Origin of the sequence: Herpetosiphon geysericola (assembly GCF_001306135.1) — a bacterium.
Taxonomy (GTDB): domain Bacteria; phylum Chloroflexota; class Chloroflexia; order Chloroflexales; family Herpetosiphonaceae; genus Herpetosiphon; species Herpetosiphon geysericola.
Genome location: NZ_LGKP01000035.1, coordinates 177,721 through 204,330, shown reverse-complemented (window position 1 = coordinate 204,330; position 26,610 = coordinate 177,721). Strand labels below are relative to the sequence as shown.

At 51.2% G+C, this 26,610-nt stretch carries 23 protein-coding genes; 14 read left to right on the top strand and 9 right to left on the bottom strand.

The window, feature by feature from the left end; all coding sequences use genetic code 11:
• The first annotated feature begins 43 nt into the window (after positions 1–43).
• The 6 genes from SE18_RS21715 to coaBC all read left to right on the top strand — a co-directional run bounded on the left by SE18_RS21715 (position 44) and on the right by coaBC (position 6,362).
• Positions 44–607, top strand: coding sequence for a hypothetical protein (locus tag SE18_RS21715; RefSeq protein ID WP_054536573.1), 564 nt, complete (start codon positions 44–46; stop codon positions 605–607).
• 5 nt (positions 608–612) lie between these two features.
• Positions 613–1,308, top strand: a complete 696-nt coding sequence (locus SE18_RS21710; RefSeq protein ID WP_054536572.1) for an STAS domain-containing protein — start codon at positions 613–615, stop codon at positions 1,306–1,308.
• A 178-nt stretch (positions 1,309–1,486) separates the two neighbouring features.
• Positions 1,487–2,938: an FAD-binding protein gene (locus tag SE18_RS21705; protein WP_054536571.1), complete on the top strand. Its 1,452-nt coding sequence runs from the start codon at positions 1,487–1,489 to the stop codon at positions 2,936–2,938.
• 222 nt (positions 2,939–3,160) lie between these two features.
• Positions 3,161–3,322 carry a hypothetical protein gene (locus SE18_RS27605; protein WP_160319538.1) on the top strand — a complete coding sequence of 54 codons (162 nt, stop codon included), beginning with the start codon at positions 3,161–3,163 and terminating at the stop codon, positions 3,320–3,322.
• A 12-nt stretch (positions 3,323–3,334) separates the two neighbouring features.
• Positions 3,335–5,086 (top strand): M61 family metallopeptidase, encoded by a 1,752-nt coding sequence (locus tag SE18_RS21700; RefSeq protein ID WP_054536570.1) that lies wholly within the window; start codon positions 3,335–3,337, stop codon positions 5,084–5,086.
• A gap of 73 nt (positions 5,087–5,159) precedes the next feature.
• Positions 5,160–6,362: a bifunctional phosphopantothenoylcysteine decarboxylase/phosphopantothenate--cysteine ligase CoaBC gene (gene coaBC / locus SE18_RS21695; RefSeq protein WP_054536569.1), complete on the top strand. Its 1,203-nt coding sequence runs from the start codon at positions 5,160–5,162 to the stop codon at positions 6,360–6,362.
• 83 nt (positions 6,363–6,445) lie between these two features.
• Here the strand turns inward: coaBC and SE18_RS21690 are convergent, their stop codons facing one another.
• Positions 6,446–8,158 (bottom strand): proline--tRNA ligase, encoded by a 1,713-nt coding sequence (locus SE18_RS21690; RefSeq protein WP_054536568.1) that lies wholly within the window; start codon positions 8,156–8,158, stop codon positions 6,446–6,448.
• A gap of 120 nt (positions 8,159–8,278) precedes the next feature.
• Entirely contained in the window at positions 8,279–9,769 is a 1,491-nt protein-coding gene (locus SE18_RS21685; protein WP_054536567.1) for a DUF4153 domain-containing protein, read from the bottom strand.
• Between the two features lie 173 nt (positions 9,770–9,942).
• On the opposite strand from SE18_RS21685, the gene SE18_RS21680 reads away from it, so the two are divergent.
• Positions 9,943–10,365, top strand: coding sequence for a GNAT family N-acetyltransferase (locus SE18_RS21680; protein ID WP_054536566.1), 423 nt, complete (start codon positions 9,943–9,945; stop codon positions 10,363–10,365).
• Positions 10,366–10,412: 47 nt separating this feature from the next.
• On the opposite strand, the gene SE18_RS21675 is transcribed toward SE18_RS21680, so the two are convergent.
• Entirely contained in the window at positions 10,413–11,492 is a 1,080-nt protein-coding gene (locus tag SE18_RS21675; protein ID WP_054536565.1) for a s-methyl-5-thioribose-1-phosphate isomerase, read from the bottom strand.
• A gap of 111 nt (positions 11,493–11,603) precedes the next feature.
• Here SE18_RS21675 and SE18_RS21670 point away from each other — a divergent pair, with 111 nt between their 5' ends.
• From SE18_RS21670 to SE18_RS21660, 3 genes are all read left to right on the top strand, one after another.
• Positions 11,604–12,212: a YdcF family protein gene (locus tag SE18_RS21670; protein WP_054536564.1), complete on the top strand. Its 609-nt coding sequence runs from the start codon at positions 11,604–11,606 to the stop codon at positions 12,210–12,212.
• 79 nt (positions 12,213–12,291) lie between these two features.
• Entirely contained in the window at positions 12,292–13,182 is an 891-nt protein-coding gene (locus SE18_RS21665) for a hypothetical protein (protein ID WP_054536563.1), read from the top strand.
• Between the two features lie 121 nt (positions 13,183–13,303).
• Positions 13,304–15,286, top strand: coding sequence for an amidohydrolase family protein (locus SE18_RS21660; protein ID WP_054536562.1), 1,983 nt, complete (start codon positions 13,304–13,306; stop codon positions 15,284–15,286).
• Between the two features lie 63 nt (positions 15,287–15,349).
• Here the strand turns inward: SE18_RS21660 and SE18_RS21655 are convergent, their stop codons facing one another.
• Both SE18_RS21655 and SE18_RS21650 read right to left on the bottom strand, forming a co-directional pair.
• Positions 15,350–16,225, bottom strand: coding sequence for a LiaF transmembrane domain-containing protein (locus SE18_RS21655; RefSeq protein WP_054536561.1), 876 nt, complete (start codon positions 16,223–16,225; stop codon positions 15,350–15,352).
• A 14-nt stretch (positions 16,226–16,239) separates the two neighbouring features.
• Positions 16,240–16,806: a PspC domain-containing protein gene (locus SE18_RS21650; protein ID WP_054536560.1), complete on the bottom strand. Its 567-nt coding sequence runs from the start codon at positions 16,804–16,806 to the stop codon at positions 16,240–16,242.
• 317 nt (positions 16,807–17,123) lie between these two features.
• On the opposite strand from SE18_RS21650, the gene SE18_RS21645 reads away from it, so the two are divergent.
• Together SE18_RS21645 and pssA are read left to right on the top strand one after the other, a co-directional pair.
• Positions 17,124–17,786, top strand: a complete 663-nt coding sequence (locus SE18_RS21645) for a phosphatidylserine decarboxylase (RefSeq protein ID WP_054536559.1) — start codon at positions 17,124–17,126, stop codon at positions 17,784–17,786.
• Positions 17,783–18,475: a CDP-diacylglycerol--serine O-phosphatidyltransferase gene (pssA, locus tag SE18_RS21640; protein ID WP_054536558.1), complete on the top strand. Its 693-nt coding sequence runs from the start codon at positions 17,783–17,785 to the stop codon at positions 18,473–18,475. Before SE18_RS21645 ends, pssA begins: the two co-directional genes overlap by 4 nt.
• Before the next feature lie 56 nt (positions 18,476–18,531).
• Here the strand turns inward: pssA and SE18_RS21635 are convergent, their stop codons facing one another.
• The 4 genes from SE18_RS21635 to SE18_RS21620 form a co-directional block, all read right to left on the bottom strand.
• Positions 18,532–19,530: a patatin-like phospholipase family protein gene (locus tag SE18_RS21635; RefSeq protein WP_054536557.1), complete on the bottom strand. Its 999-nt coding sequence runs from the start codon at positions 19,528–19,530 to the stop codon at positions 18,532–18,534.
• A gap of 85 nt (positions 19,531–19,615) precedes the next feature.
• On the bottom strand, positions 19,616–20,110 hold the full coding sequence (gene moaC / locus SE18_RS21630; RefSeq protein ID WP_054536556.1) for a cyclic pyranopterin monophosphate synthase MoaC: 495 nt from the start codon (positions 20,108–20,110) through the stop codon (positions 19,616–19,618).
• 15 nt (positions 20,111–20,125) lie between these two features.
• Positions 20,126–20,623 carry a hypothetical protein gene (locus SE18_RS21625; protein ID WP_054536555.1) on the bottom strand — a complete coding sequence of 166 codons (498 nt, stop codon included), beginning with the start codon at positions 20,621–20,623 and terminating at the stop codon, positions 20,126–20,128.
• A complete protein-coding gene (locus tag SE18_RS21620; protein WP_054536554.1) occupies positions 20,616–21,503 on the bottom strand; it encodes an STAS domain-containing protein in 888 nt (295 codons plus the stop codon). Before SE18_RS21620 ends, SE18_RS21625 begins: the two co-directional genes overlap by 8 nt.
• 140 nt (positions 21,504–21,643) lie before the next feature.
• On the opposite strand from SE18_RS21620, the gene speB reads away from it, so the two are divergent.
• On the top strand, positions 21,644–22,546 hold the full coding sequence (speB, locus tag SE18_RS21615) for an agmatinase (protein ID WP_054536553.1): 903 nt from the start codon (positions 21,644–21,646) through the stop codon (positions 22,544–22,546).
• 160 nt (positions 22,547–22,706) lie between these two features.
• Positions 22,707–26,588 carry a right-handed parallel beta-helix repeat-containing protein gene (locus tag SE18_RS27735; RefSeq protein WP_054536552.1) on the top strand — a complete coding sequence of 1,294 codons (3,882 nt, stop codon included), beginning with the start codon at positions 22,707–22,709 and terminating at the stop codon, positions 26,586–26,588.
• The last annotated feature ends 22 nt before the right edge of the window (positions 26,589–26,610 follow it).

Sequence of the window (26,610 nt, the reverse complement as noted above, 5' to 3'; positions counted from 1 at the left end):
ACTGTTCAGGCTTTGACCTCCATTGCAACTGAAAGGCACCCTAATGTATCGTTTTGAACGACATGCACCATTTGACCTGACTGCCTATGCTGACCCTGGTCAAGACCGGAGTGGCCCGCCATTAACGCAAGGTGGTATCTTCTTATTAATTTCGACCATTGCCTCCGAACATTGTACACCGGAGATGCTTGATGTCTTGGACGAGATTGATCCTGATAAATGGTATCATGGCCAACTCTTAGAAACCATGCTCAACAGCTTCGAAGATCAAGATCAAGCCTTGGTGATCGATGTTGGCAAGAATATTTATTATTCGCTGGAAGCCCAATTTCGCGCGGTTGGCATCGAAAAGCCCGAAGACGTGATCACAACGATTCCGATGATTTGGCTCTACGCAACCCGTGGCAATGGTGGCGAATGGCGCAGCCGAATAACTGGCGATAAAACCGCAATCATCGAAATGGAACAACCGTATAATTGTATGTTTGAACAAGGGGCAATGAAAGGCGCACTAGAATGCTTCAATGCCCGCGATGTTCAGATTGAGCATTCGAAATGTATCCGCGATGGCGCTGCCTTTTGCGAGTTACATCTTTCTTGGAAATAACTTCTATGGATCAATCAGAGCGCCCAGAGCAACCAGCACCTCCTGCATCGACCAACCAACCGCGGCTTTCGCGTGAAGATCGGGCGCTGATTCGCACGATTGGGAGTACCTTACGCAAAGTTATTCAAGGCGAGGCCGCTGAACACCTCACCATTGATCGGCTTGATGAACTCGGCATTTTGGCCAATATGGTCAATCGGGTTAGCAAAGAGCTAGCCATTTCACGCGAACAAGATCAAAAGCACTTGGCTGAGCTTGAGGCTCGGGTCGAGGAATTGAAGGCGGCCCGCGAAACCGAGGAGCGGCTGCTGTATACTATCGATGAAATTTCAACCCCAATTCTGAATATTTTTAGCAACGTGGTGTTGATGCCCTTAATCGGGGCCATCGATAGCAACCGTGCCCAACGCATGATCTCGCTCTTGTTGGAGCATGTCGTGCGCACCCGATCTTCGGTCGTGATCTTGGATATTACGGCAGTTTCATTAATTGATACTCAAGTTGCAAATGTGCTGATTCGAGCAGCGCAATCGTGTAATTTGCTGGGAGCTGGCGTTATTTTATGTGGTATGACTCCTGATGTTGCCCAAGTGGTTGTAAGCCTTGGGATTGATCTTTCTATTTTTCAAACCTCCAGCGATTTGCAAGAAGCACTCTCGACAGCCATGCGTACCCTTAAGTACCGTATACAGCCTATGTAAAGCATAGACTATTGGCCTATTGAGCCTAGTACTATCATCATAATAGAATAGATGCAGTCAGGACAGATGCAAAAGCTGACGCGCAGATTCACGCCAAACACCTCATTCCAGCCCTTCGTCATAGCTCTTAGGTGGTGAATTTGCGGTCAGTTTTTTTTTACCGAAAACGAGGGACGTTATGACGCAACTTAGCCGCCGTACATTCTTGAAAAGTCTCGTTGCAGGTGCTGTGGTAGTCGGTTTTGATCGGGCTACCAGTTCGTGGGTCACTTCAGCTCACGCCGCCGAGCAACTCGCGCCAAATTTCCCAACGTTCGATGGTGTGCTCTACACCGATACTGCAACTCGCGCCGAAGCTGCCGAAGATTATGGCCACATCATTCACCGCACGCCAAATGCGGTGTTAAAGCCTGGCTCAACCAATGATATTGTCAAACTAGTGCGCTTTGCCAAAAATAACAACATCAAAATCTCAGGCCGTGGTCAAGGACACTCAACCTATGGTCAACCCCAAATTCAAGGCGGGGTTGTGATTGATATGAGCACCTTAGCCACAGTGCACGAAATTGGCCGCGACTATGTTATTGCCGACGCAGGCCTGAAATGGCACCAACTGCTTGATGCGACCTTAGCCCAAGGCCTTACACCACCAGTCATGACCGACTATATCGAGCTGTCAATCGGCGGTACATTGAGCGTCGGCGGGATTGGCGGGGCTAGCCATCAACACGGTGTGCAAATTGATAACGTGCTTGAATTGACCGTTGTCACCGGCGAAGGCAACTTAGAAACTTGTTCAAAAAACCGCAACAAAGATTTATTCGAATCGGTGCTTGGTGGCTTGGGTCAATTTGCAATTATCGTGCGCGCTAAGCTCAAATTGGTGCGTGCCGAAACCAGCGCCCGCGTCTTCAACCTGTTCTACGATGACATCGAAACCTTCACCGACGATCAAATTCGTTTGATTCGCGATGGGCGCTTTGAATATGTCGAAGGCCAAGTTGTGGCCAAAGCTGGCGGCGGCTGGAACTTTATGCTCGAAGCAGTCAGCTTCTATTCAGCCAATAAGCAGCCCAACAACAACCGCTTGCTACGCAATTTGCGCTATACCCAAGGCACCGAAGTTATCAGCGATACCAGCTACTTCGATTTCTTGAATCGCTTGGCTCCAACTGAAGCCTTCTTGCGCTCGATTGGAGTTTGGTTCTTGCCACATCCATGGCTTGACCTCTTCATCAAGAGCCGCCATGTCAACAACTTTGTTGGCAATATTTTGGAAACCTTGACCCTCGAAGATACTGGTCAAGGCCCAATTTTGCTCTATCCAGTCAAGACCAACAAGTTTACCAAGCCATTCTTCCGCGTTCCCGATGGCGAAATCGTCTTCTTGTTTGATATTTTGCGCACCGCGCCAAACATCCCTGAAGTGATCAACGCGATGTTGGCCGATAACCGCGAGATGTTCGAAACCAACCGCGATCTCGGCGGCAATCGCTACGCGATCGGCGCAATCGAGTTCAGCCAAAACGATTGGAAACAACACTTTGGCGAGGTTTGGAACGACTTTCGCCGCGCCAAGAATCGCTACGATCCATGCAATATCCTTGGTGGTGGCCAAGGCATCTTCTAAGCAGCGGATTCAATCGCCCCAACGCCTATCGAGCATTTCGATAGGCGTTTTTGTTTGTTGCGATTTGGCTATGGGCTTTTGATTGTTTGCAAGCTTGAAATCTGCGCTGCTGCTTGATAAGTTCCGATCCCCAATCCCCGATCCCCGATCCCCAACGTACTTTGTTGAATGACTTTTTTTAAGCTACACTGATAGCAACTCACTTTTAGAGGAGTGCTGCTCATGCGCCGTGAGGCTTTATTACTTGCTCGGATCACCTGGTTTGCAGGGGTTTTAGGCTTGGTGATTGCGATAATCACCAAACACGACACCATGCTCACCACCGCTGGTCTCTTGATTGCCGGAAGCACGGTTGGCTATGCCGTTGCCGCTGATAAAGATTAAAGGAGTCTGCCTGTGTCTGTTGTCCTTGATTACACCCTCGCTATTCCTCAACCTCAACGCCATATCATCAACGTCACACTGCGGATTGAGGGTTTAACGGGTTCTGAAACGTCATTGCAATTGCCAGCATGGACACCAGGCTCGTATCTACTCCGTGAATATGCTCGCCATGTGCGCTTTGTCGAGGCCCACGCCGCTGGCCAAGCCCTATCAATCAACAAAACCGATCGCTTAACCTGGCAGGTGCAAACCAATGGAGCCAGCGCTATCACCGTAACATACCAAGTGTATGGTTATGAACTAACCGTGCGCACCAATCATGTCGATGCAACCCATGCTCACATCGTGCCAGCCGCCACCTTGCTCTATTTGCCCGATTATCAGGATTGCAGCTACAGTGTACAACTCGAATTGCCCAGCACTTGGGAAATTGCCACCGGCTTGCCGCAATTGACCGCTGGCCGCTATTCAACCAACGATCTCGATGAGTTGATGGATTGCCCGTTTGAGGTCGGCGAGTTGCGGCGCTATCGCTTTGAGGTAGCCGAAAAAGCCCACGAGGTGGTGGTTTGGGGCCATGGCAACGAGGATATTGAGCAAGTTTTGGCCGATACCAAGCAAATTGTCGAAACTGAACATGCCTTCTGGGGCGAGTTGCCATACGATTATTATTTATTTATTGTGCTACTGGCTGGAGCCAATACCTATGGCGGCTTAGAGCATCGCAATTCGACCTCGTTGCTATTGCCGCGCCATGTTTTTAAACCCAGCAAAACCTATGAACGCGCTCAAGGGTTGATTGCTCACGAATTTTTCCATACTTGGAATGTTAAGCGGCTACGGGCTGCGCCACTTGGCCCCTTCGATTACACCCGTGAGAATTACACCCGCTTGTTGTGGGTCATGGAAGGCTTTACCGAGTACTATACCGATTTGATGTTGGTGCGGGCTGGCTTGATGACGCCACAGCGCTACCTTGAGCGCTTGGCCGATGATATTGCCACCTTGCAAGCTACGCCTGGCCGCTTGGTGCATAGTCTCAGCAGCTCATCGTTCGACGCATGGATCAAGTTCTATCGGCCCGATGAATCAACGCCCAACAGCACTGTTTCCTATTATCTCAAGGGCGCGTTGGCAGCGCTGGTGCTCGATATGCAATTGCGCGAGCACAGCAACGGCCAGCAATCGCTCGACGATTTAATTCGCTATCTGTATCAAAAATACCCCCTCACAGGCCCGGGCATTCCCGAAGCCGATGGCATGCAGCAAGCACTGCAAGACCTCACTGGCAGCGATTGGAGCACTTACTTCGCCAAGTATATCGATGGATTAAGCGAATTGCCCTATGCAGAAGCTTTCGCCACTGTTGGCATCCAAACCCAATGGGGCTACAAAGATCGCGATGCGCAAGGCAATCCACGGCCTCAACTTGGCGTGCGTACCAAAGCTGTCGATGGTCGGGTGCAAATTACTCATGTGCTCGATGGCGGTGATGCTGACGCAGCTGGCTTGGCCGCAGGCGATGAATTGATTGCGCTCGATGGCTGGCGGATCGACGAAGATAGCTTGAACAAACGGCTGGCCGATTATCCAATTGGCGCAACCGTGCAACTAAGTTTCTTCCGCCGTGATGAATTATTGCACTTGCCCGTGAGCTTGAGCAAACCACAGCCCGATCACTTGAGCTTGAGTTTGGTCAGCCAACCAAGCGCAAGCCAACGCCAACAAGCAGCCTCATGGCTCGGCACTCCTTTGTTCAAATAAGTTTGGCAACTCTTATGGCCATTGTTGCTGTTTAATCACAGCGCAGTGGCCATTGTTAATTGAGGTATTTGCTATGTCATTGGTTGATCGGCGGATTGTGCTGGGCGTAACTGGCGGTATCGCTGCCTATAAAGTGGTGCAATTGGCGCGCAATCTGAGCTTGGTGGGAGCCTTGGTCGATGTTGTAATGACTGAAGAAGCGACCAAGTTTGTCACGCCCTTGACCTTTGGCGCCTTGACCCATCGCCCAGTGTATACCGATATGTGGCAGCTTTCCGAGGGAACCGATATTGGCCATGTGACGATTGGCGATCGCGCCGATTTAATCATCATTGCCCCAGCTACCGCCAACACGCTTGCCCGCCTCGCCATGGGCATGAGCGATGACATGTTGACCACCACCGTGCTGGCCTCGCGTGCGCCGATTTTGCTTGCTCCCGCCATGAATGTCAATATGTGGGCCAATGCCGCCACCCAAGCCAATGTTGCAACCTTGCAAAGCCGTGGCGTGCAGATTATTCCACCAACCGCTGGACGTATGGCCGAGCCAATGGTTGGGGTTGGTCGGTTGGCGGAGATCGATCAGATCGAGGCCGAAATCCGCTTAGCGCTTGGCAAAAAGTTCGGCGTGTTGGCTGGCAAACGCTTGGTAATTAGCGCTGGTGGAACCCACGAGGCGATCGATCCAGTGCGCTTTATCGGCAATCGCTCATCGGGCGCAATGGGTTTTGGCTTGGCCGCCGCCGCCCGTGATGCTGGCGCAGATGTACGCTTGATTATTGGCGCAGCCAGCGCCACCCCGCCGCTTGGTACCCAACATATTTATGCAGAAAGTGCCGCCGCCATGCAAGCAGCAATCGAGCACGCAATCGAGCAGGGCTGCGATATGTTGATTATGGCTGCCGCCGTGGCCGATTATCGCCCAGTTAGTGTGGCCGATAATAAAATCAAAAAAACCGAGCAAGGCGATCAATCGCTGAGCTTGCAATTGACCCATACAACTGATATTTTGGCCAGCCTCAAAGAGCGCACAGGCTTTGTAAAAATTGGCTTCGCTGCCGAAACCCATGATCTTGAGCAGTATGCCCAAGCCAAGCTTACCCGCAAAGGGCTTGATGCAATCGTTGCCAACGATGCCCGCACCGCGCTTGGCGCAAGCGATAACGCCGTCACCGTGTTTAGCCGCGATGGCCAGCGCTGGAATTTCGCGCGCCAAGCCAAAACTGAGTTGGCACAACAATTAATCGCCTTATTTAGTAGTTTTTTGAGAAGATAAGGGTTAGGAGTTATGATCCACGAAGGACACGAAGAGCACAAAGTAGGGCTAAATAGTGCTTAGTGCTCTTCGTGGATCAAAAATTAACTGAGGCTGGCAAACATTGCTTGGCGCACACCCAAAACATGGCTCAGAAGCTCGGCCAAAGCAACCATGGTGGTTTCGCCAGTGCTGCGAATTTTGACCTCTGCTTGGCCATTTTTCAGGCCGCGTGAGCCAATAATCACCTGAATTGGATTGCCAATCAGATCAGCATCGCCAAACTTGTTGCCAGCATTCACATCGCGATCATCCAACAGCACCGTCACGCCTTGGGCTTGCAAATCAGTATAGAGCTGATCGGCGACGCTCTTGGTTTCTGCATTGCTTTGATAATCGGTACCAACCACATGCACTTGATATGGCGCAACGGTGATTGGCAACATCATGCCGCGGGCGTCGTTGAATTTCTCGATCAACGAGGCCAAAATCCGTTGCACGCCAATGCCATAGCAGCCCATGATTGCTGGTTGCATTTCGCCCTTTTCGTTGGCAAACATACATTTCATTGCTGCTGAATATTTGGTGCCAAGCTTGAAGATATTGCCAACTTCGATGGCACGGGCAATCGTCAATGGTTCACCACAGCGGCTACATGGCTGGCCTTCGAGCACATCGGTTAAATCGACGACCTCGCCAATAAAATCGCGCTCCCAATTCAAATTGAGATCGTAGTGGCCAGCTTTGCCAGCAGCACCAACCAAATTGCGTTCAGTCGTCAAGGCGCTATCGACCAAGATGCGCACGTTTTCGCTGGCCTTCAGGCTGCGTGGCGCAACGCTAGCAAAACCACTCAAACCATAGGTGGCAAGCTCGGCTTCGCTAACGTTTTGCAATTCGGCGCCAACCGCATTTTGTAATTTGATGTGGTTGATTTCGCGGCCTGCTGGCGCATAGGTCACAACCAACACCCCGTCGGCGGTTTTGTACAGCTTAATTTGGATCACACGGCTTGGCGCAACCCCAAAGTGGCCAGCCAAATCTTTAGTGCTAGCTTCGCCTTGGCTCAACGCTTCTAACGCAGCAGTTGAAGTTGGATTCGCTGCAACTGCTACTTCGCGATTGGCTGAATAGCCACAGCTTGGACACAAGATCAGCGTATCTTCGCCAGCTGGCGTAACTGCCATAAATTCGTGGGCAATCTTGCCGCCCATCATGCCAGGGTCAGATTGCACAATTTCGACCGGCAAGCCACAGCGTTGGTAAATGCGCTTGTAGGCATTGAGCACTTGCTCATAATATTGGTCAAGATCTTCAATTGTGGCGTGGAAGGAATAGGCATCCTTCATCGTAAACTCGCGCAACCGAATAATCCCACCACGTGGCCGTGCTTCATCACGATATTTGGTCTGAATCTGATAGACCATCACCGGCATTTGGCGATAGGATTTGATGTAGCGGCGCATGATGTCGGTGACCACTTCTTCATGGGTCATGTTCAACACCATATCTTTGTTGTTGCGATCTTTGAAGCGCAGCAATTCTTCGCTTACGCCTTCGTAGCGGCCAGTTTCCCGCCACAAATCGGCGCTAGTGACGACTGGCATCAACAACTCTTGGCCGTCAATCGCATCCATCTCTTCGCGAATAATTTGCGAGATTTTTTGGGTCGAACGCACACACAAGGGCAGCAACGAGTAGATGCCAGCTGATTGTTGCTTGACATAGCCAGCCCGCACCAACAGCGAGTGACTAATTAATTCTGCATCATTTGGTGCTTCTTTGGTGGTACTCGTTGCCAGTTTCGACATTCGCATACGAATTAGTTCTCCATTTTGGTGCTGCTGGCAACAATTGCCAGAGTGCGCTGATTGCATGGTGCTTCGCGTTTGGGCGATAGCGAGGGCAATTGTACCACTTACCACCAGCACCCACGATCACATTGAGCGATCAATTGGACAACTCATTTGGGTCAAGTTTTGTGCGTTTTGGCGCACAAGTTCTCGTGCCTTGTTACGGCTCACATTAGTACTACGCCAATCAGCATCAGTTTCGTCAGCATCGTTCCAGTAGCCTAAAAGTTGGGTCGCAATTTGGCAGCTTTGCTCAGCAGGCAAGCTTGGCAGCACCTCGATAATGGCGGGCACTGCATCAGCATCATCAGCCAAACTGCCCACATAATAGCCATCAAAGCTGGCAACCCCACGATGGCTGGCGTTATAGCGCACAATGTAATTGCTTGGATTCAGCAGAACCAAGCCGATTAGCACAATCATCGCTGCAACCAAGGCACCATTGGCAAAATAGTGGCCGCGCTGGCGCAACACCGTTGCAACAAACCACAGCGCTACCAGCACAATCCAAATCATCAGCGCCGTCGCCTGGATCCGCGATTCGGTTAGGCCATAGGCATCGATGTACAAGAGCATACGCGAAACAGCCGAAGCCAAGACAATCCCAACTTGCACCAACAACACTAATGCCAAAACCCGAAACAGCGGTTGCGCTTCAGCTCGTTGTTCGATCAGCCAACTGCCAAGTAGCAGGGTTGGCAAGACCAACAACGCCACCGTTACCAGTTCAAAAAAGCCGCGCCGCGCATAATCTGCATAGCTAATGCCTTCGGCAATTTGTTGCTCGCCGCCAAACAGATAGCGAATTTGAATCACCACAAACAAGCCAAACAACGCATTCAGCAAGCCCAAAATAATGCCAACTTCAACCTTACCAAGATTAAACAAACTTGGCCGTTCGCTAAACGAAATATCAGGTTTTGGCGCGGCAAACAAAATCCAGCCACAGCCAAGAATCGCCCACGTGGCAAACAGCACCACAAACACATGCTCAAACAGCCAATCCAAATTCCAATTAAACAAATCGGCAAAGATATTTTCAAAGACCGCGTCAGCAGAAGCAAACAAGCCGCCAAAAATACACAACAGCGGCAAGGCCAAGCCCAAGCCAATCAGAATTGGCCGCAATTTGGCGCTGGTACCATTACCACCTCGCAGCGGCAGATTCAGCGCTGCGCCAAAGCTGCAAAATGCCGCTCCAAGCCCAGCCACAACCCCTGAAACAATCCAACCCCGAATTGAGGCTAATTGCCAATGAGCACGATAGGGCTGGGTAAAAATCAACATCCACGCCAACACCCAACACAAGCCTAGCCAAACCAAGATTGCTTCATTATCGCGCAGCACAAAGCCCAAACTTGCTAGATTGGCGATACCCAGCCAAAGCCATGTTTCTTTGGCCAACGGCTGAGTCTGCTTAAAACTAAGGCCAACAATCGCCGCGCTTGAGAGCAGCGTCCAAATCCCAAAATTAATCCCCCACGCTTGATGAAACAAGCCCAGCAGATCGGCAATTAATCCTAATCCAAACGCAACTGGTAAAAGAGCCAGCACAAGTCGTTGTTGGCGTGCCATACAGTTTCCTCGCAATGAATCGAACCCGTGTGGTTGGATTGTAGTTGGCTGGGCTAGCACCCAAGTGCCAGATTATCTGCACTCAAGTGCAAGGATTTTGGTGCGAGAATCCAATGTTAAGCCCTGCAAAAACCTGCGATAATAGCCACGATTGTGCTGTTGTGGAGAAACCTATGCAAATTAAACCCATGGAAAGTGCCGCCGAGATTGCCAGCACTTTTGCAGTGATGCAGCAGTTACGCCCGGCCTTAGTTGAGGCAGAATATGTTGCCCGCATTCAACGCATGCAACAGCATGGCTATCACTTGGCAGCAGTTGTGGTAGATGGCGAAGTTCAAGCGCTAGCAGGCTATCGTTTTATGGAGATGTTGTACGCTGGAATGTTGTTATATGTCGATGACCTCATCACCTCAGCCAGCCAACGCTCAAGCGGCCATGGCAAGGCGCTGCTAGATTGGCTTAAAGCCGAAGCCAAAGCCCAAGGTTGCAACGAACTGCATCTTGATAGCGGCGTGCAACGCGAGCAAGCACATAAATTTTATTTTCGCGAAGGCTTGACTATCAACGCCTATCACTTTCGGCTTGGCCTCGATTAACCAACAAGCCCAGTGCGGAGCGCAAAACTCTGCACTGGGCCACTTATTTACCCTAACAATGGAATAACATCTAATGGTGCATCGCTGCTATCGTCCAAATAGCGTTCAATCATTGCTGGCCGATAAATTCCACGATCGGTCACAATGCTGCTAATCAGTTCTGGTGGCGTAACATCAAAGGCTGGATAATAGCCGCGCACGCCTGCTGGAGCGATCCGCTGGCCATTCATCATCAACACTTCATCGCCATTACGTTCCTCAATTGGAATCTCAGCGCCGGTTGGTGTATTGATATCTGGGCCATCGTAGCCCAGCACATAAAACGGCACGCCATGGCGTTTAGCAAGCACAGCATTGGTATAGGTACCAACTTTATTGGCAATCGAGCCATCGAGGGCAATCCGATCAGCAGCGGTGATATAGACGCTAATCATATCGCGGCTCAAACAAAAACCCGACATATTATCATTAATCACGGTCACCTGCGAGCCAATTTCTAAGGCTTGCGAGGCAGTCAAACGAATGCCTTGGCCATATGGGCGAGTTTCGGTTGGCATTACCGCCACCTGTTTGCCCTGTTTAACCACGGCAGTATAGAGCATCCAATTGAACGCAGCGCCAGGGTAGCAAACCGTCAAAATAGTATCGCCATCGGTCAGCAACTCGGCAGCGCGCACGCCACAGCGCTCTGCCGAACGGTCGCCACGCTGAATTTCGTCAGCAACATAAGCATAAACCACGTCGTTTGGCGCTTTATTTTGATTAAGTGCCTGCAAGGCCAAGCGTTCTGCTTCAGCCAAAATGGTGTGCAAATCGTCGGCAGTTGGGCGGGTGCGGCGCAAACGCTCAAGCGCTTGATCTAAAACCGCTTGTTGTTCAGCCAACGAATAATCACTAGCGTGATCGAGCGCCAAGGCCAAACCATAGCCAGCAGCGTAGGCCAGCGGCGGGCCGCCTTGAATTACCATGGTTTCAATCGCTCGCGCCACAGCTTCAAGGTCGGCGCAATCGACCCAAACAGTTTCGGCTGGATACAAACGGCGATTTAATATAGCAACAATGCCTTTTTCGCGGTCGTAGCGCAAGGTATCGCCACGGCGGGTCAGCAAAGGTAAACGTCCTGTCATTTGCAACCTCATACTTCGTTAATGCTAAAATTGTAGCAGAGATTGCACGCCAACTCGTGTGAGCGTGGTAGTATAGGGCCAAAATCAGCAACCCTAGGGCAAAGGATCGCAATGCAATCACCAGCAAAACAATGGCTCCGCCGCAGCCTGCGTGGGCTATTCGCCAGCATCTGTTTGGCAAGCGTGCTCTTTATCAGCACTGGCTATATTGTGGCGCGTCAAGCTGACCGAGCAGAATTGCGCCCAGTTGATGCCTTGTTGGTGCTTGGCGCTGCTCAGTGGGATGGCGAGCCATCGCCTGTGCTTGAAGCCCGTTTAACCGAAGCAATTCGGCTGTATCGCTTGGGCTATGCTCGCCGGATCATCGTTTCTGGCGGCACTGGCCTCAACGACACCCGCTCAGAGGCCTCGGTGGCCTATGATTTTTTGATTGAGCAATCAATCGACCCAACCTTAATCATCAGCGTGGCCCAAGGCAGCGACACTCGCACAACCTTGTTGGCAGTACGCGATGAAATGCAGCGCCAGCAGATCGATAGCTTATTAATTGTGACCGATCCGCCACACCTCTTGCGCGCGCTCAAAATGGCTCACGACTATGGCATTACCAGCTTTGGCGCGCCCGTCAAGGCCAATACGCCAACTACGAATTGGGCTAGTATCAAAGCTACCAGCCGCGAAACCTTGGCCTACTTAGCCTATGTACTCTTAGACCAATAAGATTGTGACTTTTGGCATACCAAAAGCTGAGCATCTGTGCGTCAAAGTCAGCGTATGTGCTTTCAGAGGAGGCCACGCGATGATGACAGTACACTCTTTGCCCACCGCCATCCAAGCTGTTTACCATAGCTTGATCGACCACCCCCGTTGGCACACCTTCGGCAAACAAACCTGCGGTTCATGGCGCGATTTGTTATTAATCGAGTCGGTTGTTCGCTATCCCCGCCAGACCTTGCACGGTTATGTCAATTATCTCCATTATTACACCCCGTTGATTGTTGCCAGTGTGCTCGAAAAGGCCTTGCAGCAAGGGTGGCTCGTGCTTGATCATGGCAAATACGAGCCGGGGCCACGCTATCCCAGCTATCTGCTCGAACGCGCCGATTTAATTCAAGAATTATTGAATCTTTGGCCAACTGCCGCAGCCCAAGCTGTCGCCGAATATGGCGAGCGTTTGTGCGCAACGATTCCAGCCCAAGCCTGCCTTGACCATTTGCTGTATGCCTATGGCCCCCGCCCGAGCGCCCACAAAGCCGCCACCTTTGAAGAACGGGCATTGCTGGTTTGTACAGCGCTGAGCAACTATCGCGCCGATGCCAAAGCTTGGGCATGGCACGCCTGTGGCATTAGCCCAGCCCAAGGCATCATTTTGCGGTCAATTATCAAACAACATAGCCCTATTTCGCGCTGCAATTTGCTGATCGCGGTCGAGCCCTATTTGGGCATCTGCGCCGAAAGCGCGATCGAAGCTCTCTTGGCCCAGCAATGGATCACCCGTGACGATCGGGGCTTGCGCCTAACTGCCACTGGTTGGGGCTATTGGCATGCTGGCCGCAGCGCCTTGCGCCAACGGATTGCCCAACTCTATGGCGTGCTCAACTATCAAGAAACCCAAGAGTTTATTATGGGCGCACAAACCCTGGTTAACACAACTAAATATGTTTTTGCCCAACATTTAGCAATCGCTTGATCTACATTTAACCAAAATTGTGGTACAATGACCTGAATACCTCCCGCCAGACGGGACTCAAATTTGCCATCTAAGGCACAAGCGATGATGCTTGTGCTTTTGTGCAACATAAGGAGGCCAAATGGCTTTAGAACAAATTGATACCCTGCTGCTTAATGGCATCGTCGTAACAATGGATGCAGCAGGAACGATCCTTCGTGATGGTGGGGTGGCAATTCAGGCTGGTGCTATCGTTGCGGTTGGCCCAAGCAGCGAATTACGCGAGCGTTATACCGCCAATCAAACGATCGACTGTACCAATCATGCCATTGTGCCTGGCTTAATCAATGGCCATGCTCACGTTCCAATGAGCTTGTTGCGGGGCATCGTCGCCGACCAACAGCTGGATGTGTGGCTCTATGGGTATATGTTTCCGGTCGAAAGTCGCTTTGTCAACCCCGAATTCGTTTACCATGGCACGCGCCTCTCGTGTGCCGAAATGATCAAAGGCGGCATTACCAGCTTCGTCGATATGTATTTCTACGAGGAAGAGGTTGCCCGCGCCGCCGACCAAGCAGGTATGCGCGCCATCTGTGGCCAAACCGTGATGAAATGGCCAACCCCCGATGCTGCCTCTTACGATGAAGGCCTTGAGCGCACCCGCCGCTTTTTTGAACAATGGAAAGACCATGGGCGTGTGATTCCGGCGATTGCCCCGCACGCACCCTACACCTGCAATAGCACCATCTATCGCGCCGCCGCCGATTTGGCCCGCGAGTTCGATGTGCCGCTGGTAACTCACCTCAGCGAAACAGCCCGCGAAGTCGAAGAAGCTCGCCAGTTGGTCGATAAATCGCCAATCGCCTATGTTGCCGATTTGGATGCTTTTACCGATAAAGGTATTGCTGCCCACTGTGTCCACATCGACAAACGCGATATGCAATTGCTCAAAAAACATAATGCTGGCGCAGTACCCTGCCCAACCAGCAACCTCAAACTGGCTAGCGGCGTTGCCAAATATGGCGAGATGCTGCAAGCTGGGGTGAATGTCGGGCTTGGCACCGATGGCCCAGCCTCCAACGACGACCAAGATTTGTGGATGGAAGTTCACTTGGCAGCAATTTTGCCCAAAGGTGTTACCGGCGACCCAACTGTGGTCACTGCCAAACAAGCCTTTGCCATGGCTACCAGCATGGGCGCCAAAGCTGTGCACCTCGACCATTTGGTCGGCAGCCTTGAAACAGGCAAACGCGCCGACATCACGATTGTTGAGCTTGGTGGATTGCACGTTGTGCCAGCCCCAGCCTACAACTACAACCAAGATGCAATCTACAATCACTTGGTCTACTCAGCTCGTTCGGGCGATGTGCGCCACGTGTTGATCGATGGCGCGTGGGTGATGCAAGATCGCCAATTATTGACCCTTGATGAAAACGAAGTGCGCATCAATGCCATGCGCATCGCCGAAACCATCAATCAATTTCTCAGCCAACGCGAAGTCAATTTGTTGGATAAAATTTTGGCCATCGGCGGAGTCAAGCAGGCCGAAATCTTCGAAGTTCAAGTCAAAGCACGTTTAGAAGATGCAAGTGGCGTCGAAGCGTTGTTGGCATCGCATGCAGTTGAAATAACCAAATCCAGCGAACGCAAGCAATACGATACCTATCTGCTCTTCGATGATGCAACCCGTGGCCGCATTCGCTACCGCGAGGATCATCGGGTTGATGGCTCGCGGATTGAGCCAAAATATAATTTGACCTTGACGATGCCCAACGAACGCGAAGATCTGCCCTCGGCAGTGCTGCTTTCCCGCGCTCGCTACACCGCCCCAGCTGATCGCTCGTTGCGTTTCTATCGCGAATATTTCTCGCCCGACAATGTGCTTGAAGTCGAGAAATATCGTCGCCGCTGGCGGATTATGTATGGCGAGGTTGATTTCGCGGTCAACATCGACATGATCACCAGTGGACCAGCCAAAGGCACCTATTTAGAAATCAAGAGCCGCACTTGGTCGGCTCGCGATGCTGAAAGCAAAACCCAAATTATCAGCGAATTGTTGCAATTGGCAGGAGTCAGCGCCGATCATATTATCAAACAAGAGTACGTCGAATTAGCCCAAGCCTAAACAAAAAGCCCGCCGCCATGAATGTCATGGTGGCGGGCTTGGTTCGGTTGGCACGCACAAACGCTATTTAATGCTGACGCTCGAAGCTGAGCCAGAAAGATAAATATCTAAACGATACGCTTCATCGCTCTCTTCCCAACCTGGGCTGCTATACACTTCATCATCAATCAATTGAATATCCAAGCTTTGGTCGAGGTTGAACGCAGTAGCAGTATCATCGCGATGAATTCGCACCGGAACGCCCGGCGGCAAGGTTAGCGCTAAAGTCGTTGCATCAATATTAAAATGATATTCCCCGCGCTCAGCCAAGGCAATCGTTGCAGTTCCAGCCTGCAATTCTGCCTCAAGTTTGCCAATTTGCAACGCTGTTAGATCAGCATCCAAGGTTACATTGCTTAAATCCCAATCGAAATCGACCTGATGATTTATTGAGACTAAGATTGTTTGCGGTTCTTTATTGCCACCAAATGGGTCATCTTGGCCCAAGACAATCGTTATTTGATCGCTGTCTGGTTGCAATTCGCGCACATTGATATTGCTTGCTTGAACAATCCCAGCTATCGAGGCTTGGCCATCGAGAACTTCTGGCTTGATGTTAAGCGTGCTCCCCCGTTGATCAACCACCACTCGTGCCATTTGTGGCGCTGCTAAGGTTTCACTATAGATTTCATAGTTGGGTTGAGTGTAGGTAAGCCCATAAACGCCCATAATTGCCAACACAAGCAGCGCCAAACCAAGCCCAAACTTCGGGCGATTGCGCACCAACAACAAATCAAGGCCAGCCCCGATCAACAAGACTGGCCAAAACTGCTCAAGGATATCGAACAAACTGGCCTCAAAAAGATTGATTGCTGAAAGCGCGCCCAGCAAACCAAGGCCAATCAGCAAACAGGGCCAGAATAATGAACGGCGCGGAGTTTGCTCCGTTACAGTTGTCATCGCAAACCCCTCTCTTATCCGCGCCGACGAAACAGCATTATTCCTAAACCAATCAAGAGCAATGGCGTAATGAATTCGGCAGCACCGCTAAATTTATCGAGCATCGTAATCAAGCCAAATGCCAGCAACAACAACCCAAGAACCTTTTTGTTGTTGCGGGTTGAACGTGGCGCTGGCGTTGGGACTGGCGCTGGTTGTTGGCCCTGCATAAATGGCGGCATATACTGGTCTGGCCGCACTTGGACGGTTGTGCCAGTATAGGCCTCTGGTTGCTCAGCAATTGGCTGGCCGGTAAATGGGTCATAGCGATATGCTGGGCGGGCAGCGTTGATTGGTTGCTGTGGTGGTGGCACGACGCCCGCTTGCTGGTGTGGCATAAAAGGTGGTGGCATAGCCCCAGGTTTTTCGCTTGGCATAATTAACCACAATACAGGATAAATAAAGAAACTTAAGCCTGTAAAGATGAGTAAAATCATGACTAAACGCACCAGCGTTGAATCAATTTCAAAATAAGCACCTAACCCTCCACATACGCCAGCAAGCTTGCGGTCGTAGTAGGAGCGCAATAACCGTGGTTGCATTGTTTGCCTCCGAACCTTGTGTTCTGTATTTGCTATCGATATGACGCGCTTTGTGGTTCAATTGTTGCAAGCAATCTCTGAACCAACAGTCTAAATCGTTGAAACCTTTTTTTGCAGGGTTCGTATGTGCTAAGTTCAAGCCCTAGGTGTGGGCTTGCAAGCGCTTGGCATTGTATGCAATCAAGCCAAGTCTGTCGAATGGTGATTCATTCAAGCTAGCATTAATAAAGCACGATGGTATAATTACGCCTCAATTCAAGCATGCGTGTTACAGCGCCCATCAAGGCCTGTCTGATAGTTTTTTAAGGAGTCGCTTCATGCCTTCTACCCGCGCTCGTGTTCGCCGTTCACTGCCAGGTATCGCCATCGAAGGCATGCCTTTCATCGGGGCCGGCTTGGGCTTGACCGCCCTGACAGCGTTATTTAGTCGCAAGGCAGCGGCACTACCCCTCGCCCTTACCGCGTTTACCAGCTATTTCTTCCGCGACCCAGACCGCGAATGCCCCGCCGATAGTTCAATTCTCTACGCCGCCGCCGATGGTCATGTCACCATGATCGATGAGGTCGATGAGCCACGCTTTATTGGCGGTAAGGCTACCCGAATTGTTACATTCTTATCGGTGTTTGATGTGCATATCAATCGCACGCCCTGCGCTGGCACAGTGCAATATCGCGATTATGTCCAAGGCGAATTTCGCGCGGCATGGGATGGCGAGGCCGATATTGTTAACGAACGGGCCTACATTGGGCTTGAAACCGAGCATGGCCCAGTGTTGATCAGCCAAATTGCTGGGTTGGTGGCCCGCCGCATTGTGACTTGGCCAGTAGTTGGCGAAGAATTAGGTGCTGGCGAGCGCTTTGGCTTAATCAAGTTTGGCTCGCGCACCGATATTTTGGTCCCAAGCGGCTCAATCAACGTCTTTGTTAAGAAGGGTCAAGCCATCAAAGGTGGGCTGACTCAGATTGGAGCATGGCTGTGAAATTTCGCCGTTCATGGGTTCCCAATCTGGTTACGTCGGGCAACCTGTTTTGCGGCTTTTTAGCAGTTATTGCTGCTGTTGATGGTGAGGCCTTCAAAGCCGCTGTGCTGATTTGTTTGGCTGCCATTTTTGATACACTCGATGGCCGAACAGCGCGCATGCTGGGCGTCAGCGGCGAATTTGGCAAGGAGCTTGATTCGCTCGCCGATGTGGTTTCGTTTGGCACGGCTCCAGCGCTGCTGATTTATCAAGTTTCTTTGCGTGAGGTCGGCTGGCTAGGCACGATTGCCGCAGGGATTTTCGTCTGTTGTGGCGCTGGGCGCTTAGCCCGCTACAACTTAATCACCAGCTCGGATAAGCGCTTCTTCGTGGGCATGCCGATTCCGATGGCGGGCATGACCGCTGCCTCGTTGGCACTCTACACTGGTGCGCTCAACCCATATGTGGCAACCGCATTAATTGGCTTTACGGGCTTTTTGATGGTGAGCACCTTGCGTTTTCCCAGCGTTGAGCAAATTGCCTTTGAAACCTTCTTGCCGATTCGAATCGCGTTTATTGCGATTTTCGTCTTGGCCTTGTCGCGGCCAAGCCAATTCCTCTATGTCTTGCCGCTGAGCTACATCTCCTATGGCTTGATTGCCAATATTGTTTGGACAATTCGCGGGCGTGGCTCGCGCACAGCCGCTTAACGACACTTGGGCGTAGTTTTTTGCTACGCCCAAGCATTCTAAAATTTCAGCAACAACTACCTTGGTGGAATAACCGAATCCTGCGGGAGGCCTTGGCGGCGGAGCAATCCACGCAGCATGCCAAAGCGTAAGCGGGCTAATTGGGCTTGGGCAGCAATGCTGGTGCGCAAAGCAGCCTCAAGTTTGCTGCGGCGAGCTGGCTCGATTGGCGCAGCAACTGGTGCTAATTGGCTTTGCTCGTTGAGGTAGGTTTTGGCACTTTGGTAGCCCAAATCCATCAACTGACCGCTATAGCGAAAATCGCGTACATCAAGCCCACTGTAATGCAACATTTGAATATGATGGACTTTGACTCCAACCTTGGCAGCCAAGCGCACTAACTCGCGTTCATGGGCCATTTGACGGCGCATCAAGGCATCGAAGGTACGGGTCAACGAGCCACGCATGCCAAACGGTGGCACGGTGGAAGCAGCATCAAGCCCAATTTCCAAAGCCCAAATTTCGCTTGCCCCTTGCTGCAAGGCCACACCAATTGGCAAATTCGAGACAAAGCCGCCATCAAGGTAGGTTTCGCCACGATAATGATAGGCTGGTAAGTAGGGCGGCACAGCGGCACTCGCCATCAAGGCATCAACCAAACGCTCGCGGGGATCGTCGCCAAACAAATGCATATCACCAGTCCGATAATTGGTAGCGGTCACAAAGAAGGGCACTGCCAAATCGCTGAAGCGCCGAATATTGGGCGGCAAGAGGGAGAGGATAAAACGGCGTAAGCCATGATTATGGTGCAGCGAGCCACGTCCGCGCATCACCCGCCAGGCAGAACGCAACGAGCCACCAGGAAAAATATCATCGCGTTTAACAGTTTTCCAGCGCTGGGCAATGCGTTGAATGCCAGCCAAACTGGGATTACAGGCCAGAACTGCCCCATTGATTGAACCAACCGAAGAGCCAACCACTAAATCGGGGGTAATTCCTGCTTCGAGCAGGGCAAGGGCGGCTCCTGCTTGGAGTGAACCGCGATTGGCACCGCCACTAAATACAAGTGCGCGCATAGAGACAACCTTTCATGACCATTCTGCCGCGTCGTTGAGACAATGTAGGTCACAGGCGAGGCGCTCTACGCTCGATAGTCAAAGCTTACTCTGAGGTATCAAGCGGAGTGAGGGGATGCTGGAAGTCGCCCCGTGCGCCGCCCGTTTTATTGCGAACAAAAACCTGCTCAATCACCATAGCACGATCAACAGCTTTGGCCATATCGTAAATGGTCAAGGCTGCGACTGATGCTGCCATCAGCGCCTCCATTTCTACGCCAGTGCGGCCTGTGCAACGCACCGTGCTGATGATACGCAATAACGATTGGTCGGGATGCGCCTCGATCTCAATCGCGACTGCACTCAGCGGCAGTGGATGACACAAGGGAATCAAATCGGCAGTGCGTTTGGCGGCCATAATCCCAGCGATGCGGGCTGTTGCCAATACATCGCCTTTGGGCAATTCTCCGGCCACCAATAATGCTAGGGTTGTTGGTTGCATGCGCACATCTGCTTGGGCTTGGGCTTCACGTTGGGTTACATCCTTGGCCCCAACATCAACCATATGCGCCCGACCATGATCATCAAGATGAGTCAACATGAAATAGGTAGTTCCTCAGGCAGCGAAACGGGCAAGGGTCTGTTCAAGTTGGTCAACAACTTGGGGAATTAAGCCAGTTTCGCGCACATCGATCAATTGAGTAAAACGACCTTGTTGGCTACGTTGCTGTGCCCAGCTATGCACCTGAGGCCGAAAGCCATCTTCGATCCAAATAATTGGCTTTTGCCACTCTGCTAGGTGTTTGGCAACGCTGTTGAGTTTCCACAAAATCGCCTTGGGATTTTCGGCCAACGGCTCGATTAAGGGTAATTCTGGCAAGCCAAGGTCGCTATGCAAGCCAAAATTTGCCAGTTGCAGCCACGTCGAACACCAGATAAGCTGACCAAGTTTGGCTAAGCGAGCGATTGAAGCATGAATCTGCGGCGGATATTGAACTGGAATGCCTGGCGGAATGCGCTGTTGGGTTGGCCCTAAGCGCCCAAACATATTAATCACGCCATCAATATCCAATAAAATGATCGGACGCAGATCATGCCAATCGAGCTTATCCACGACGTTGCTCGTGCAAGGGGCGAATGCCAAGCCCAACTTGCTCCAGTGCATATTCGATGCCATCTTGCAAGTTGGCCCGCACCGATAATTGGCGCAGGTCGAGTTCAAGGCCAACGATGGTTTGTGCCACCTCGGCACTAATGCCCACCAAAATGACTTGGGCGCCCAATAGGCTGACTGCTTTGGTCGTTTGCACAAGATAATTGGCGATATTGGTATCAACAATTGGCACGCCAGTAATATCCATAATTACAATATCGGATTGGCGGGCAACGATTTGCTCAAGCAGATCTTCAGTAAGCATTTGGGCACGGTTGGTATCGATCGAACCAACCAACGGCAACACCAAAATATTATCGTGAATTGGTGCAATCGGCGCTGCCAGCTCGCGCAACGCAGCATTGGCTTGATCCAATTCACTGGTCATTTGCTGCAAGGTTTCTTCACGTTCGCGAATGCGGGCTTCGCGAATATCGACAAAGGCTTGATAACTATTTTTATTTGAGATAAAGGTCACTTCAGCAGCGGCGGCCAACGCCAAGGCATAATTCAATTCATCATCGGCAAAACATTCGCGGGCTGCCACTTTGAGGGTGCTGTAGATCGCCTCGCCAATTTGGGCCACAATGTCGCTGCTGGCGTTAGGATTATCAACGACAGGCTTGATCGATTGGCGGGAAAAATCAATCAGGGTTTGCATATCGCCGCGCAAGGCTTCAATGGTGGCAACAAACGGTTTTTGCATGCGGGGAATCAACTCTGCGTCTGAGAGCTTGGTGTAGGGCGAATTGGGCACTTGGCGCAGCAATTCGCCAGCGTGTTTGGCGAAGCGCGCAAGATTGGCTTCGAGAAAGTCGGCTAATACATGTTCGACGCTCATTGGTATCCTCGTTATTGACTAAATTGCTGATCGTCAGCGCCCGTTTGTCTCGTACAATGGTGATTATACCCGTTTCTGCGGTGCGGTTCTATGGTTCTCTTTACGGTTCTTAATAGTACTTTTGTGGAATGAGGAAAACGATGACACATACCACTCCCGATAATTTTTTGGGCTTAGACCAGCAGTATAGCACGCTCGACACGAGCAAGGTGGTGGTTTTGCCTATCCCCTTTGAGGCTACGGTGAGCTATGGCGGTGGCACGGCTAATGGTCCAGCGGCAATTATCGAGGCTTCGCAACAGGTCGAATTTTACGATCGTGAATTTGATAACGAGCCAGCCAAAACTTGGGGCGTCCATACCTTGCCCAGTGTCGAGGTGAATGATCAAGACCCTGATAGCGCCATGGCAAGCATTGCCCAAGCAGTTGAGCAAACCGCGCGCTTGGGCAAATTGGTGTGCGTGCTTGGCGGCGAGCATTCAGTTTCTGGCGCTGTCGCCCAAGGTTTGCAGGCAGTTCATGGCGATTTTGTGACGGTACAAATAGATGCTCACGCCGATTTGCGCGACGAATACGAGGGCAGCAAACACTCGCATGCCTGTGCAATGCGCCGAATTCTCGATGTTGGCGCTGGCGATTTGTTGCAATTGGGCATTCGCTCGTTGGATATTAGCGAAGCCCAGCTGATCAAAACTGACCCACGCATTACGACCTTCTATAGTGAGAATGTCCATGATGGGCTGCATCTACAAGCCTTGCGTGATTTTGTGCGCGGCAAGCAGGTCTATTTTACAATCGACATTGATGGCTTGGATGTTGGCCTTGTGCCAGCGACTGGCACGCCTGAGCCAGATGGCCTGACGTGGCGCGAAGTGCTCGAAATTACCCGTATTCTAGTGCAAGAATCCTCGAAGGTTGTGGCCTTTGATGTTATGGAATTAGCACCGATTGAACAGCTCCATGCGCCAAATTTTGTGAGTGCCAAACTCACCTACAAGGTTATGAGCATTATCATGGCCCAACAAGCCAATTTGTGGCAATAAACGCCACAAATTAGCCCCAATAGTTTGGAGCAAATCACAACGAACACCAAGCATCAGCATTTGGTGTTCGTTGTTGTAGCATTGGCAATTTTCGTTCAGCGCTAATTCCAAATGGTCTGTTTTGTGTGAGGTCGTCAATGCTGATGCCAGAGGTAGGTCTATGAAGCATCCATTTTCACTGCGTTTTATTCGTTTGCTTTCATTAGGAATGGTCGGTTTATTGATTGTGACTGGGGCGCTGCTCAATCGCCCTGTCGCTGCCCAACGGCTCGCCCCACCAACTGCCAAACAGCTCGATCAAGCGGTCTTGCAACGAGCTGAGGCGTTGAATCAGGCTCCTGCTCAGCGCGAAGTGCCGCTGAGCATTCAACGCTTGCGCGCCTTGAATTCGCCACCAGCAGCGCCAAAACCTGTAGCACAGCCAAAGCCATTTGCTCCAGTAGCAACCTTTGTGGTTAATACCATTGCTGATACTGACGATGGCGCCTGCGATGCGCTTGGCACTGGCGCAGGCAACCAAGATTGTAGCTTGCGTGAAGCGATTAATGCCGCGAATGCCAATGTTGCTGCTGATACGATTAATTTTGCGATTCCAGGGGCTGGGGTTAAAACCATCGTTCTGACAAGCGAACTACCAGCACTGCAAACCCAAATTCAGCTTGACGGCTGTAGCCAAGCAGGCAGCAATTGTAGCACTTGGCCAATGAGCTTGGTGGTCGAGATCGATGGCTCAGGTTTGAGCGATCCTAGCGCATTTAACGATACTGAAATTCTGTCAGTCGAAGCTGATAATTCAGTGATTCGCGGTTTGGTTGTGAATGCTGCCCGCAGTCCAAGCTTTTATACTTGGATTGGGATTAACGTTAAAGGCGATAATGTTTGGATTACGCAGAATATTATCGGCCTCGAAGCCGACGGCCAAACCGCCAACGGCAATAATACGGGCATTTTGCTCTATCCAAACAGCAATCAAGCGATTATTGGCACCAATGGCGATGGCAGCAATGATGCGATCGAAGGCAATATTATTGCTGGCCAAACCTTCAATGGTATTTCATTCTCAGGTGGTGCGAATAGCCGCATCTCCGGTAACTATATTGGGGTGGCCAGCGATGGCAATACCGGGCGTAATAATCGCGCTGGCATCGAATTTTATGGGCCAACGATCGGTAATGTTACAATCGGCACCAACAGTGATGGCATTAGCGACTCAGCCGAACGCAATATCATCAGCGGCAATATCTTAGGCATCTCCATTTCTGACTCATCGAATAATCGGATTAGTGGCAATTATATTGGATTAAATGCAACCGGAACTGCCGCAGCAGCCAACGATACAGGTATTCAGATTAGTGGCAATACGATTGAGACGATCATTGGAACCAATGGTGATGGCGTGCGCGATGCCGTCGAAGGCAACGTGATCAGTGGCAATGGCGCAGAGGGCGTGCAAATTGCCGAATTTAGCGGTGGCTCCAGCGGCTTCCCAACCGATAATGTCATTGCAGGCAATATTATCGGGCTTGATCCAACTGGCACGACCGCCGTTGGCAACCAGCGTGGGGTTGTGGTGCGTTTTGGGCCAAACGGCACGCGCATCGGTACCAATGGCGATGGCATGAGCGATGCTTTAGAACGCAACATCATTAGCGGCAATAGCGATCTTGGGGTTGGCGTTGGTGGTGGCAATCAGCCAATTACCGATACGATCATCAGTGGTAATTACATTGGGACTGACAGTACAGGATTAGTTGCCCGCCCAAACAGAGCTGGGGTGCAAATTCAAAATGAAGTTGCAGGCTTAGTGCTGGGCACTGACGGCGACGAAACTGCCGATGAAGCAGAGGGCAACCTGATCAGTGGCAATGACAGCAATGGGGTAAACTTCGTTTTCGACCCTACCAACGTTACCGTGCAAGGCAATCGCATTGGCGTCGCACTTGATAACAGCCCGCTTGGCAACCAAGGCGATGGGATTATGCTGGCGGAGTTGGGCGAATTGGCTCCGAGCAACATCAAAATCGGCGGCGAAGGCTTATTGAGCGAAAATATCATTGCATTCAATACTGATTTAGGCATTGATATTAATAATGATGGCCCCACCTCCAACGATCTTGATGATCTTGATGCAGGCCCGAACAGCACCCAAAATTATCCAGTCGTCACGAATGTAGTTGATAATGGCACAACGGTTACGATTCAAGGGACGCTTAACAGCACTGCCAGCCAAGAGTTTCGCTTGGCGTTCTATAGCAACGCTACGTGCGATGCCTCGGGCTACGGCGAGGGTCAACAATTCTTAGAAAGTGATTTTTTCACGACCAATGCTGCTGGATACAGCACGTTTACCAAGCTGTTTCCCAGCCCAGCCCCAAATATCACGATTTTAGCAACGAATACGACTACGAACGAAACCTCGGAGTTTTCGCAATGTTGGGTTGCCCCTGAGCCAACCAATACGCCAACATTTACCCCAAGTAACACGCCAACCAATACGGCGACTAATACGCCCAGCAACACGCCAACCAATACGGCGACCAATACGCCAACATTTACCCCAAGTAACACGCCAACCAACACGGCGACTAATACGCCCAGCAACACGCCAACCAACACGGCAACTAATATACCAAGTAACACGCCAACACCCAGCAATACAGCCTTGCCAGTTACCCCAACCACGCCGCCAAGTGCATGTGTCCCAGGCAGCAACCTGCAAGTGTTGTTCAGCGATAGTGTGAGCAGCGAACCGCTATGGAATGTCAGTGGCACAGGCCCAACGTGGACCTTAGATAGCAGCAGCTTTAATAGCCCCAGCCTTTCGTGGCATGCCGACAATCCTGAGACGATTAGCGATCAACGGCTAACGACGATGGCAAGCATCACAATTCCAGCTGGCGCAAGTGACGTAACGTTGTATTTCAACCATAACTATAGCTTTGAGTTTGATACCGAAGGTGGTGGCGGCGAACCAACGCCGATGCCCGAACGCTCAGCCAAACGCAACAACACGCCATTTGATATTTATTATGATGGTGGGGTGGTTGAATATAGCACCGATGGTAGTACTTTCAACGATCTTGGGAGTTTCTTTACCAGCTCGGGCTACGATGATGTGCTAACGCTTGAGAGCGATAATCCCTTATCAGGACGATCGGCCTTCGTTGGCATGAGCGGCGATTATCCAGTGTATATCGAAGAAACTGCCAATTTGACCTCCTTGGCAGGCCAAACGGTTTGGTTGCGCTTCCGCATGGGTAGCGACAGCTTAGTTAGCGCTCCTGGCTGGAATGTTGATGATATTGTGGTTGCTGGCTGTGTGCCAAGCGCCGCAACCAATACACCAACCACAACCGCGACCCCAACCGCCACGAATACGGCCACAGCAACCGCGACCAACACACCAACCCCAACCACAACCCCAACCGCCACGAATACGGCCACAGCAACCGCGACCAACACGCCAACTAGTACGCCAACCAATACGGCGACCGCCACTGGCACGCCATTTGTGGGCACCAGCCGCAATTTCTTGCCCTTGGTGATCCGCAATTGCTACCCAGATTTGGTGGTGAGCAGTATCACGGTCGAGCAGCAGTTGGAAGTTATCGTGACCAACCAAGGCAATTGTGCAGTCAACGAAGCATTTTGGGTCGATTTGTATCTCGCGCCAAATCCAGCGCCAAGCCATGTCAACCAACAATGGTGGGATGTTGCGCAGCAAGGGATTGTTTGGGGCGTGACCCAAAGCCTTGAGCCAGGCCAATCGATCAGTTTGCAGCCGTATGATCAATATTATTCGACGAGCAGAAGCGCTTGGTCGAACCGAATAGCGGCCCAAACCAAGATCTATGTGCAGGCCGATGCCTACAATGCTGCAACCAATTATGGCGCAGTCTTGGAAGTGCACGAAGCCTTGAATGGCGAATACAATAATCTCCTTTCAATTACGACAAGCAACAACTTCAGCCAGCCAACTGGTCAACGCCAGCAATTGGCGAGCGAACGAGGCTTGCCTGCCCGCCCAGCAACAAGCAAATAATTAATTTCAACCGCAAAGGCCC